6 protein-coding genes are annotated in these 13219 nt (G+C 41.3%); all 6 read left to right on the forward strand.

Features of this window, described 5'->3' with window-relative positions; translation table 11 throughout:
* Position 1 precedes the first annotated feature (1 nt).
* The 6 genes from DW019_RS12180 to DW019_RS12200 all read left to right on the forward strand — a co-directional run bounded on the left by DW019_RS12180 (position 2) and on the right by DW019_RS12200 (position 13215).
* Positions 2 to 7855, forward strand: a complete 7854-nt coding sequence (locus DW019_RS12180) for an SNF2-related protein (protein WP_118443655.1) — start codon at positions 2 to 4, stop codon at positions 7853 to 7855.
* A 38-nt stretch (positions 7856 to 7893) separates the two neighbouring features.
* Positions 7894 to 9003, forward strand: a complete 1110-nt coding sequence (locus tag DW019_RS12185) for a DUF5688 family protein (protein WP_118443657.1) — start codon at positions 7894 to 7896, stop codon at positions 9001 to 9003.
* 15 nt (positions 9004 to 9018) lie between these two features.
* Positions 9019 to 9147 carry a hypothetical protein gene (locus DW019_RS15695; RefSeq protein ID WP_279217656.1) on the forward strand — a complete coding sequence of 43 codons (129 nt, stop codon included), beginning with the start codon at positions 9019 to 9021 and terminating at the stop codon, positions 9145 to 9147.
* Positions 9137 to 11242, forward strand: a complete 2106-nt coding sequence (locus DW019_RS12190; protein ID WP_118443659.1) for a JAB domain-containing protein — start codon at positions 9137 to 9139, stop codon at positions 11240 to 11242. The genes DW019_RS15695 and DW019_RS12190 overlap by 11 nt, the downstream gene beginning before the upstream one ends.
* 136 nt (positions 11243 to 11378) lie before the next feature.
* On the forward strand, positions 11379 to 12482 hold the full coding sequence (locus tag DW019_RS12195; protein WP_118443660.1) for a hypothetical protein: 1104 nt from the start codon (positions 11379 to 11381) through the stop codon (positions 12480 to 12482).
* 49 nt (positions 12483 to 12531) lie between these two features.
* On the forward strand, positions 12532 to 13215 hold the full coding sequence (locus DW019_RS12200; RefSeq protein WP_118443662.1) for a hypothetical protein: 684 nt from the start codon (positions 12532 to 12534) through the stop codon (positions 13213 to 13215).
* The last annotated feature ends 4 nt before the right edge of the window (positions 13216 to 13219 follow it).

The raw sequence follows: 13219 nt of genomic DNA on the forward strand, positions 1-13219 counted from the left end.
TATGACGAAATATGAAAAAATCTCTGTTCTGGCAAAAGAAACTGCCAGAAGTATCGGAGAGAATAAAGAAAGTTGGATGAATTACCTTGATGTTGCGTCGAGGTTATACAAGTATCCATTTGAGGACCAAATTCTCATATATGCACAGCGTCCGGATGCCACCGCCTGTGCCCCATTGGAAATGTGGAATGAGAAAATGTTTTGCTGGGTGAATCGTGGTGCCAAGGGGATTGCTCTTATTGACCAGGAAAGTGATTATCCAAGGCTACGTTATGTGTTTGATGTATCCGATGTGCATAAGGCAAGACGGATTGGGAAATCTCCCTTTATCTGGAATATTAGAGAAGAACATGAAGAAGGTATTCTTGCCGCACTGGAAAGGATTTATGGAACTACCAATCAGGATTCATCGTTTGAAGACAGGATTTATCAGATTTCCAAAAGAATAGCAGACGATTATTATGAAGAGATTGTGGATGATTTGATTGATGTTTCGGCAGGCAGCTATCTGGAGGATTTGGATGGAGATACCGTGTCACTTCGGTTGCGGGAGACGTTAGAGCAAAGTGTATGTTATACCGTTCTCAAGCGATGTGGCTTTGATATGGCAGAGTATGAGGGCGAGTTTCCCTTTGATTATATCCATGAGTTCAATACACTGCGTACCCTGTCGGTGTTAGGAAGTGCCACATCGGAATTATGTGAACCCATGCTGATTCAGATTGGGCGAAGTATTGCACGGTATGACAGAGAACTTGCGAGGCATCCTTCTCATGCCAGAGCAAGCAGAAAAGAAGCAAGGGTCATTAGAGAAGATGATTTTGTGATTGGATTGGATTCCAACACAAGTGACTGGTTTGTCTATGATAACGTGACAGCAAAGAACATCTGCTACTGTGATTCCGAAGAGGAAGCAAAAGAACATATACTGTGGATGGTAACACACAATCAGTTTTATAAAAACGAAAGGATGGAAAAAGAGAATGAACCTGACATACGAGAAGAACGGAGATTACCGGATTCCGAATCTGATACCAGACGAGGAGAAGCAGACCATGTTGACCAAGTACGGAATCCTGCGGAGGAATTATCTGAAGAACTACAAACGGGGGATTTACAGCGGAATGCTTCTGAACGGAGAATTGATGGGGCATTGTCTGGAGATTCAGGAACAGGCAGAACAGAGGTTAGACAATCTGACGGAGAAACTCATGAAGTCACAGGGAGTGACGGAGCAGTTGAAAGCGACCAATCCCTTGGAGTGGACAAGAAAGATGAACATGATTTATCAGCAGGCGGAGGAAGCGATTCTTCAGGAACTGGTTTATCAGTAGAAGAACTAGAAAGTTATACTCCGCCGGAAAACAGTCCTTACCGGCAGATGGATTTATTCTCTTTGATGTCGGAGCAGTTAGGCAATATTGCTGTGGCACAGGTGGAAAAGCCGATACACTTATCTTTCCCCGGAACTATTTCCGAGGAAAAGGTTGCGAAGATTCTTTGCACAGGAGGAGGGTTGGAAAACAGCAGAAAGAGAATCTTTGCAAAGTATGAACAGAGGAAAACACCGGAAGAGATGACGGATTTTTTACGCCGTGAGTATGGTTCTACCGGAAAGGGATTTAACTTTGGCGAAGAACAGATTTCCGTGTGGTTTGATGAAAACGGAATGTCAGCAGCGCATGGCAATTCGGCACTGGAACATACGGAATTGAAACTTTCCTGGGAAGAAATTGAAAAAATCATCCGAAGTCAAGTGGAGTCCGGTACCTATATGGATTCGACGGAGGCATATATGGTTGATTATTATGAGAGAAAGCGTATCACCAATCAACTGTATTTTTTTTATCGGGATTCCATTGGTGAGTTTCCCAAAGGGTTAGAGATAAGCGGATATAATTATCCGGGTGAAGAAGAATACCTGATGGATTTGCTTACGAAACCGGATAAGATTCAAAACATTGTAGCATGTCTGGATGAAACGCTGCAAAAGATTGAATCCGGGGAGATATCCATACGATTCCGGTTAGCAAAGAATCCTTATGAACTTCGGGAGGATGTTGCTGATTTATTGAAGGAACGGATTTCCTATCCCCTTGCGGAAAAAGTGGATGTTCTTACCGAAGATTTTATTACATCGGATGAAATTGATTATGTGCTTAGCAGTGGCAGCGGATTTGCACAGGGTAGTTTTCGGATTTATGACTTTTATCAAAAGGATCATACCGTGAAAGAAGCAGCTGATTTTCTGAAAAAGGAATATGGAACCGGTGGTTCCAACTCTGCGTTGGCGGGTTCGGATAACAGTTATAAGGATTATGACGCAAAAGGTATCCGTTTGAGAAAAGGGCACATCTTCACACCGGATGCGGAAGTGCTTTTATCCTGGAATGTGGTTGCAAAGCGGATTGAAAAACTGATACAACAAGGACGGTATTTATCGGATAAAAAGAAGACAGAATATGCAGCCTACAAAGAAGAACAGGAAAAAAAGGCACTGGAACAGGCAAAAGAGGAATTAAGTGGCGTAGATACTCCGGATGAAGAAGAGAGTATTCAGCCGGAAGAAATTCATGCAGAAAACTATGTGATTACCTCAGATGAACTGGGAATAGGAACCCCAAAAGAAAAGTTCCGTTGGAATGTGGAAGCAATTCAGACATTGCAAAAAATAGAAGCAGAGGAACGAATGGCTACCGCAGAGGAACAGGAAACTTTGGCACGATATGTTGGATGGGGCGGACTTGCAGATGCCTTTGATGAAACGAAAAGTGCATGGGCAAATGAGTATCAGGAGTTAAAAAGTCTTTTGTCGGATGAAGAATATGTTTCAGCGAGAGAAAGTACCTTAAATGCTTATTATACAAGTCCTACGATTATTCGGGGAATTTATCACACGCTTGAAAAAATGGGATTTGCCAAAGGAAATATCTTGGAGCCGTCTATGGGCATCGGTAACTTCTTTGGTATGTTACCGGAGACGATGAGAGACAGCAAACTTTACGGTGCGGAACTGGATTCTTTGACTGGACGTATGGCAAAGCAGTTATATCCGAAAGCCAATATCACGGTAGATGGATTTGAGAAAACCGGTTATCCCAATGATTTTTTTGATGTGGTGATTGGGAACGTACCATTTGGACAGTATAAGGTGCCGGATAAAAAATATGATAAGCAAAACTTTGGAGGAACAGGGTTCCTTATCCATGATTACTTTTTTGCGAAAGCCATCGATCAGGTGCGGCCGGGCGGTATCATTGCGTTTATCACCAGCAAAGGTACGATGGATAAGGAAAATCCGAAAGTCCGTAAGTATATTGCACAACGGGCAGAATTGTTAGGAGCAGTAAGACTTCCCAATACGGCATTTAAGGAAAATGCCGGAACAGAAGTGACGTCGGATATTATTTTTCTGAAAAAAAGAGACCGTGTCATTGATATTGAGCCGGATTGGGTTCATTTGTCAGAAGATGATAATGGAGTTGTCATGAATCATTATTTTACTGAAAACCCGGACATGATTGTTGGTTCGATGGAAATGGTCAGTGGTCCTTATGGTATGGAAAGTACTTGTGTGGCAGATACCTCTTTGCCATTTGAGGAGCAGTTGGAGGCTGCCTTTAGTCAGATATCCGGTGAGTATGAAGAAATTGAGTTGGAATTATCGGAAGAAAGTACGATGGATGAAGTGATTCCTGCCATTCCGGAAGTAAAGAATTTCAGTTACACCTTGGTAGATGAGAAATTATATTATCGTGAGAACTCCGTTATGAAACCGGTGGAAGCCTCCGAGGGAATGATTCGTCGAATCCATGGGATGGTTGCCATACGGGACTGCACCCAGGAACTGATACGGCTCCAGTTGGAAGAATATCCGGAGGAAGATATTAAGGCAGAGCAGAAACAGTTAAATGATTTGTATGATGATTTTGTAAAAGAGAATGGCAGAATTGTTTCCAAAACGAATAAACGGGCATTTCATCAGGACAGCAGTTATTGTCTTTTGTGTTCGTTGGAGAAACTGGATGAGGAAGGCAACTTCCTCGGAAAAGCCGATATGTTTTCCAAGCGAACCATCAAGAAAACGGAAGTGGTTACCAGTGTTGATACAGCCAGTGAAGCGTTGGCGGTGTCCCTGTCGGAAAAGGCAGCGATTGATTTTGCTTATATGTCAGAACTCACAGATAAGAGCGAGGAGGAACTAATTAAGGAACTTACAGGAGTTATTTTCAAAAATCCGGTTAGTGAAATCTGGGAAACGGCAGATGCGTATCTGAGTGGAAATGTCAGAGATAAGCTGCAGGTGGCCGGGGGTTTTGCCGAAAATGATGCAACGTATGCTATCAATGTGGAGGCACTGAAACGAGTCCAGCCAAGAGATTTGGATGCCAGTGAAATTGAAGTCAGAATCGGTGCAACATGGATTGAACCAAGATATATCGAAGATTTTATGCGGGAAGTGTTTGAAACTCCGTTCCATCTTTTGGAAAGGGATGTTATTAAAATCCAGTATTCTGACGTAACCGGACAGTGGAATGTAAAAGGAAAAAATGCAGACTACGGAAATACTCTTGTCAATATGACGTATGGAACGAACCGTCGAAATGCCTATCAGATTTTAGAAGATTCCTTGAATCTGAAGGACAGCCGGGTATTTGATACGGTCATCGAGGATGGCAAGGAAAAGCGTGTTCTAAACAAAAAGGAAACAACGATTGTGGCGCAGAAACAGGATGCCATGAGAGAAGCCTTTCGGGACTGGGTATTTCGTGACCAGGAACGAAGAGAGGTTTTAGTAAATAAGTATAACGTGCTGTTCAATTCCACCAGACCGAGAGAGTATGATGGTTCTCATTTGGTGTTTCCGGGAATGACACCGGATATTGAACTAAAGGATTATCAAAAAAATGCCGTGGCACATGTCCTTTACGGGCACAATACGCTGCTTGCCCATTGCGTTGGTGCAGGAAAGACCTTTGAGATGGTAGCTGCCGCCATGGAAAGTAAGCGGTTAGGCTTATGTCAAAAGAGCCTGTTTGTTGTTCCCAATCATCTGACGGAACAATGGGCCAGTGATTTCTTGAGACTCTATCCGGGAGCCAATATTTTAGCGGCTACGAAAAAAGATTTTCAGCCGGCGAACCGGAAGAAGTTCTGTTCGAGAATCGCAACGGGGGATTATGATGCCGTTATTATCGGGCATACACAATTTGAAAAAATTCCTCTGTCGGCAGAGCGTCAGGTTGCCATCATTGAGCGCCAAATTGAAGAAATCACACTGGCAATTCAGGATGCAAAGGCAGACAAGGGAGAGCGTTATACCATCAAACAGATGGAAAAGACAAAAAAGACGCTGCAGACAAGATTGGAGAAGTTAAACGATACTTCCCGGAAAGACGATGTTGTCACTTTTGAGCAGTTAGGTGTGGACAGGCTTTTTGTAGATGAAAGTCATTATTACAAAAACCTGTTTTTACATACTAAAATGCGGAACGTAGCAGGCATTGCCCAATCGGAAGCACAGAAGTCTTCGGATATGTTTGCCAAGTGCCAGTATTTAGACGAACTTACGGGAGGAAAGGGAATTACCTTTGCTACGGGAACACCGATTTCCAACAGTATGACGGAGTTATATACCAATATGAGATATTTGCAGTATGATACGCTGCAGCAAATGGGACTGGGACATTTTGATGCCTGGGCATCTTCCTTTGGAGAGACGCAGACAGCCATTGAACTTGCACCGGAGGGAACCGGATACCGGGCAAAGACGAGATTTGCAAAGTTTTATAACTTACCGGAGTTGATTTCTCTCTTTAAGGAATGTGCGGATATCCAAACACCGGATATGCTGGATTTGCCGGTACCGGAAGCAGAGTATGAAAATGTGGTACTGGAACCAAGTGATTATCAAAAGGATATGGTGGCTTCTCTTGCAGAGAGGGCAGAGGCAGTTCGTGACCGCAGGGTACAGCCGCATGAAGATAATATGCTGAAAATCACAAATGATGGAAGGAAGTTAGCACTGGATCAGCGGTTAATCAATCCGATGCTGCCGGATTCCCCAAGTTCCAAAGTAAACAGTTGTGTGGAAAAAGCCTATGAAATCTGGGAAAAGACATCAGAGAATCGGTCAGCACAACTTATCTTTTGTGATTTGTCTACGCCAAAGGAGATAGGGAAAACCACAGCCACGTTTGAAGGCGAAACAGTGGAAGCAGAGGTGTTTGATGATGTCTACCATGATATCAAAAGGAAACTGATACGGAAAGGTGTTCCGGAAGAACAGATAGCCTTTATCCATGAAGCGAATACAGAATTAAGAAAGACGGAGCTGTTTGGCAAAGTAAGAAGCGGACAGGTTCGTTTTTTGTTGGGGTCTACACAGAAAATGGGAGCCGGTACCAACGTGCAGGACCGGTTGATTGCGCTGCACCATTTGGATGTACCATGGCGCCCATCGGATATTGAGCAGCAGGAGGGACGTATTCTCAGACAGGGGAATCAGAATGATACCGTATCTATTTTCCGCTATGTCACAGAAGGAACTTTTGACAGTTATTCGTGGCAGGTGATTGAGAATAAGCAGAAGTTTATCAGTCAGATCATGACCAGCAAATCACCGGTGCGAAGCTGTGAGGATGTGGATGAAGCAGCACTTACTTATGCGGAAGTGAAAGCGTTGGCTACCGGAAATCCTTATATCAAGGAAAAGATGGATTTAGATATCCAGGTTTCCAAGTTGAAACTGATGAAGGCAAACCATACCAGTCAGATTTACCGGCTGGAGGATAACATAGCGAAGCATTATCCAAAGCAGATCGAAACGCTGAAGGAGCGTATTCGTGGATTTGAGGCAGATATCGAAACGGCTCATAAACATATGCCGGAGGATAAGGAAAGTTTCGTGATGAAGGTGGGAAGCCGGACTTACTATGACAAAAAGGAAGCTGGGACAGCCCTTATTGCACTGTGTAAACAGATGAACGCTATGGGGCAGACAGTACCCGTTGGAGAGTACGCCGGATTTGCGATGAAAGTTACCTTCGATTCCTTCAATCGTAAATTTGTTATGAGCCTCAAAGGAGAAATCAGTCACAATCTGGAAATCGGTTCGGACGCACTCGGCAATATTACCCGAATCAACAACGTGCTTGAAAACATGGATAAGGAACTGGCGGAAGCACGAACAAAGTTAGAGAACGTGAGTCATCAGTTGGAAACAGCGAAGATAGAAGTGCAAAAACCTTTTCCTGCCGAGCAGGAATTAAAGGAAAAGATGGAGCGGTTAGCAGCCTTGGATGCTTTGTTAAATATGGATGAGAAAGGAGAGGATGTTGTTTTGGATGAAGAACCAAAGGTGATGCCTTTGGGAGAGTGGATGGTTGAGCATTTGATGCCGGAATTCATGGAAGAGAATGAAATCACGGAAGAACGTGCAAGAGAACTTCTTGCGGATATGGTATCGGAAGAAGAGGACGAAATTGTCTGTTTTTCCACGGAGTTAAATGGTGCCAGTCTGGATGATGAGGAAATGCTAAAGCAGATGGCGGAATATATGGATGGCGATTATTATGCCATTCCCATATCGGAAAGTGATTATCTGATTGCACCAAAGACGGAACAGGATACCGTTGTTTATCTGCAGGCGGTACTTGGCCGTTTGGGTTCTTCCATACTGACATCTGAGGCAGTTACCACACATGCCGCTTATGAATATGATTCTTCTCTTCAGACCATGAAGCCGTTTAATCATGTGGGGATTTTGCAAGGGCTTATGGCAGTCGGGGAAGAAAAAATGACGTACCATACGGAAACCTTTCGTGAGGAAGCAAAAAAGGAAAAGAAACACTAAAAAAGGACAATAAGTCCGGAAAGAATGAGGTAAAAAAGATGAATTACAATGAATTTAAGGATTATGTCAAAGAACATGTATTAGATTATTTGCCGGAACAGTATAAAAATGCCAATATGGATATTCGCCAAGCGGTTAAGAACAATGATGTAGTACTGGACGGATTAACGATTTTTAATCCCAATGGGAATATGTCACCTACCATATATCTGAATGCGGCTTATGAGGAATATCAGCAAGGCATGGATATCGAAGAGGTTGTTGGAAAAATCGCAGATTCCTATATTGAACATATCGAACCAAGGGAGGAGTATCGATTCAACTTTGATTTGCAGGAAGTAAAAAATTATGAGGTGGTCAAAGACTTCATTTATCCCAAAGTATCCAATCTTCAAAGTAATGTAAATCGGTTATCGAATATTCCCTACACGCAAAAAGAAGATTTGGCAATTACCTATCATATCTGGGCGAATGGAAATGAGGAATCCATGGGTTCGATTACAATCAATAATGATTTAATGGAAATGTACGGTATTGACATGGATACCCTCCATGAGCAGGCAATGAATAACATGGATAAAATATCCCCACTTAAGTTTGAGTCAATACAGGAAACAATGGTAAAGATGATGGCATCTGACTTTGCACAGGAAGAAGGAATTCCGTTAGAAGAAGCAAAAGATTTAATCCGAGCGTCAATTCCGAACGATGGTCCGGATTTGTATTGTTTGACGAATGAAGTAAATGTTAATGGAGCAGTTTATATCATGCGTGAGGATGTTCAGCAGATGGTGGCAGAAAAACTCGGTGGGGATTATTATATTCTTCCGTCATCGGTGCACGAGACATTGATTCTGCCTAAGAGCGAAAATATGTCTTTTCAGAGATTGCAGACTATGGTACAGGATGTCAATGCAATGTGTGTTTCAGAGGAAGAAGTATTGTCTGATGGTGTCTATCAATACGATTCCAAAAGCCATACCTTCAGTCGGTGCGACAAGCAACCGGAGCTTACCTACAAGCAGGCACAAGGAATGACAAATAATATGGAAGTTAAGGAACTATTTGCCACGGCAGAGAACAAACAGGAATATGATTCGACTACTCCGAACCATACACATGAACCAATCAAGCACAAGGGACATTAGGAAGCGGGGGAAGATATGGAAGTACAAAAAACAACGGTCACAGAATTAGAAGCACGTTCTGTGACGGAACTGCAGGAGATAGTAAATGCTGCCAAAGAAGACACGATGATATGCGTGAGTTTGGAGGTGCCGGATGATGAGTGATGAATTAAAACAGGTGGATGTGCGTTTGAAATTGGTGGAGGGGAATGGTGTATACAGTGATAAACCCATTACAAATCCAGAAGAAGCCATTTCCGTAATGGCCGATGTGATGGCGGGACTAGACAGAGAAGAGGTCTGTGTCATCAATCTGGACAGTAAAGGACATCCCATCAATTTCAATGTGGTAAGCATTGGAACGCTCAATTCTTCCTTTGTATCCGGCCGGGAACTTTTTAAGTCTGCTATCCTGTCAAACGCTGCCTCCATGATTCTTTTGCATAATCACCCTTCTTCGGAACTCCAGATGAGTCAATCCGACAGAATGGTAACAGAAAAGATGATGTATGCCAGTTTGTTTTTAGATATCGAGATTTTAGACCACATCATTGTAGCAGGAAGAACCGGGGACACACTGAGCATAAGAGAAACTTACCCAGAGATATTTGATAAGAGCACTTATGCCAATGCGATTGTCCGAGTGGCGGATGGTGTGGAAGAAAGAGAAAACTCTTATGATACCGAACGTTTGGCTACCTATGAATTGTTCCAGATTAAGGAAGGAGGAAACGGGCAAGCATATCAGTTCATGGGAATGGACTTTGTGAAGAATAATAAGCTGGTGGTAGACAAAAACGATTATGAATCGGTGTATCGTGGGGAATTGAAAGAAGGAGAAACACTGGATACTCTGTATGAAAAATTCAACCTTTATCATCCGGATGATTTTACCGGGCATTCCATGTCGGTCAGTGATGTGATTGTGATTGAAAAAGAACATGAAAAAACGGCTTACTATGTGGATTCCTTTGGATTTACGAAAGTGGCAGATTTCTTGGAAGAGAAAAAATATCACTCGGCAGAGACAGAACAGGCGGTAAGTCGCTTCCGGGAAAAGACAAAGCAGTATTTTCGACCGTTCGAGGGGATGACCGCAGATCGTATAGAAGAAGAGGTTCGGGGATATATCCAAATGAAAATCAGGGAATATCACTTGCCGATTCAGATTCGGGAAGTGATGGTATATGGAAGCCGAAGCCGGGGAACAGAAAATGCAGACTCGGATTTGGATATTTTATTTGAATATGCCGGAGCAAGGCGGGAGGATGATATTTTCAATCTTCTGCATGAAGATGATTTTTGCATTGGAGAGGTAAAGGTCGATATCAATCCGGTTACAGAAGAACAATCCGGCGACTTATCCGAACGGTTGATAAGAGCAGAGGAATACATGGAGCAGGAGTTGGCTTTTCGTATTGAGGATAGATTTATTACGATTCAGTCTGTGGATGAGGGGTATGATTATACCATTTATGATGTGGATGGGAAGGAATTGGATGGCGGTGTTTACGACAATCCGGACATTTCCATTTATGAAGCCGTAAATGATATCGTAGAGGATTTGAAACAGAAACCGGATACCAATGGAACAAAGGGAGCAATCACGGCAGAATCCAAACTGAATCCTCTGAACTGCGAGGAATTTCTGGATGAACTGGAACGAAAAAGCAAGGTAGAGCCACTGCTTACCTTTACTGTAGCAGAATGTGGAGAATTCCATCAGTTGGGAGAATATTATGATGACATCACTACAGTAGAGGAGGCAATCGAAAAATGGGAGCAGTTAAAGGATAGTCCCCTAAACGGTGTGGCTTCCATTGGAATCTTGGCACACAAGCCGGGAGAAAACTCTTTGGAAGATGAGCAGGTTGATTTGGTGACAAGAAAGGTTCTTGACCTTGACATGCTTTGTTATTATCCCGCGATACGAAATGATAAGCGGGCGTTAGTGATGATTGCGGCGCTGGCAAGTCATTTGCCGGACATTAGCGTGATTGGGGAAATCCCGTATGAACTTTCTCTGCAGATGATGCTATATGAACTAGACCCGGAAAAAGAGATTTTTTCAGAGGATGAGAGGGTGTTAATTGAAGAATATGCCCTCCAGTTTCGTGACATGAATCGCAGCAGGGAACTGGCAGAACATATCTGTTATCAGGAAGAATATGGAAATCAGGATGTTGCCCCGGTAGTTATCAAAGCCAGGAGAGAAATCCAAGAAAAAAAGGAGGAGCATTTACAGCAAAGGAAGAGATAAAGTTCTTTTTTTTGGGGGTGGATGGGTGTATAATAGAAAAGAGATATTGACGATATCATTGAAAAAGTTGGAATTTATAGGAATGGAATGAGCCTAACTGTAAGAAGTGATAATATGCATATTTTGGAGGAAAGATATGAGCATAGGAGATTCGTTGTCTGAGTTATTAAATGAAAAGGCTTTACAATTAGTGGAGTTAGATGGTAAATCAATAACTCAGCTTTTAGGAGTATATTGTAATAATTCCATTGTTTCATTATCAATAATTCCGTATATAGCATTATATTGTCGTTCTGCACAGGATTTTTTAGGTGAAAAAATAATGAACGATGAAGTAGACGAAAAAATATCAGATATAAGAAATGGGTTGAAACTTTATTCGGGCAGGTATAGCAAAGGAGTACGAGAAGTATTGCGGTCCGATAAACATCAAGATGAGATTTTTAGGAACCGATTAAGATTTTCGTTTATGAAAAACTGGAACATTCATTATAATTTAGGGGTATTTTTTGATGAGAGAAATTGCATTATTGGTAATTCACAACAGCTGAATTATTTTTTGAATGTTCCAACTGTGAATTTAACAATTCAACAAGAAATTGCTTTTGAAATGGGAGAAATGTTGGCGGAAAATTTAGCCAATACATTGACAGCCGTTTCCAATATGGATATAATTCAGCTTTGGGAAAAGAAAGGTAATGTTTCAGTCCGTTTGGGATATCAAGACATAAATACAAACAGACGAAATTCTTTTTTTGCAAAGACGAATAAAAAGGAAGTAAATCTGTTGATTCTCCATATTTTATCTACGATTAATTGCGTTGAACATTTATTCTCAAAGGGAGTGTCTTGTGACGACCAATGGTTTATGCGTATAGAATATATTGTTGCTCATTACGCATGGCAAGGGCTTAGAAAAATCAAACAACATTTCGATAGTAGCAATTCAAACTTGTTTTCGGATGATGTATCTATCTTGTTGGAAAATGGAAAGAAACTGTTTCCGTCAAATTTTCGGAATTGTATGATGCATTATGATTTGTGCTATGATGGTGTGCCAGCTATTTCGAAAGAGTATTATAATGAGAAATTGAAATTTTTCGGATTAGTTGAAAGCTGCTTTGATGGGAAATCTTCTAGTTGTTTTTTTGATGAACTGAGATTGTATATACAAGAGTTGGAGACATATTTAATGTCTTGGTTTCATGTTGACCCTCAAAAAATAAAGTGGGATTTATGAAATATAAGCAGATATATGAATAGGAAATGCAGGAGAAGAGGTACTCAGTATGATTAAAAAAATTATAAAGAAAAATTCAATGCGAAACTCTATATTAAAGTATTATAGAAAAGAGCGAAAAAAAAGCTATATGGAATTACCCATTATTAAGTGGTACATTTCATTGCTTCTTTGTGCAATAGGATGTTTCGGGATATCTTATTTTCTGTTCAAATTCCTTCGCCTTGAATGGTGGGCGTCATTATTACAATCATGTGGTGCAGGAGTTCTTACAGGCATGATAGTATTTGTGTTAGGAAATGTTCGAAGTCAAGCAAAGGAGAATATTGCAATAAAAGTTAAGAAGTTATCGAACTTATACAATATTTTGAAAAAAGTATATGATTCATTTCCAGACAGATCCCTTAACGTAATCAATGAAGAGCCTTGTAATTATTCAAATTGTGCACATGTGACAATCAATGCCGGTATTGAATATGTTGAGGAAATAAAAAAACTTGATTACTTTATTTTAAGGAAATTTTTAAAGAAGATTGATTTTGACTTCGACGAAAAGAAAAAAGAACTTATCAAATTAAAGAAAAAAATTACATCTAAAGACTTAAGTTATGGTGAGGCAAAGAGAATTAGAGATGAGGTGATTGTAATTATTCAAGAAGCTTCAATATGGTTTGAGGAGCAGTTGAACAGAGTGGAGACGCAGAAGCAGCAAATCAGGACATATCCTTTTTAGTATG

This window comes from Clostridium sp. AF37-5, from assembly GCF_003477605.1.
Classification (GTDB): Bacteria; Bacillota; Clostridia; order Lachnospirales; family Lachnospiraceae; genus Eubacterium_F.

Coding starts and splice junctions, on each gene's coding strand:
- DW019_RS12185 (WP_118443657.1), top strand. CDS start 7,894: ATGAATTACAATGAATTTAAGGATTATGTCAAAGAACATGTATTAGAT.
- DW019_RS15695 (WP_279217656.1), top strand. CDS start 9,019: ATGGAAGTACAAAAAACAACGGTCACAGAATTAGAAGCACGTTCTGTG.
- DW019_RS12180 (WP_118443655.1), top strand. CDS start 2: ATGACGAAATATGAAAAAATCTCTGTTCTGGCAAAAGAAACTGCCAGA.
- DW019_RS12195 (WP_118443660.1), top strand. CDS start 11,379: ATGAGCATAGGAGATTCGTTGTCTGAGTTATTAAATGAAAAGGCTTTA.
- DW019_RS12200 (WP_118443662.1), top strand. CDS start 12,532: ATGATTAAAAAAATTATAAAGAAAAATTCAATGCGAAACTCTATATTA.
- DW019_RS12190 (WP_118443659.1), top strand. CDS start 9,137: ATGATGAGTGATGAATTAAAACAGGTGGATGTGCGTTTGAAATTGGTG.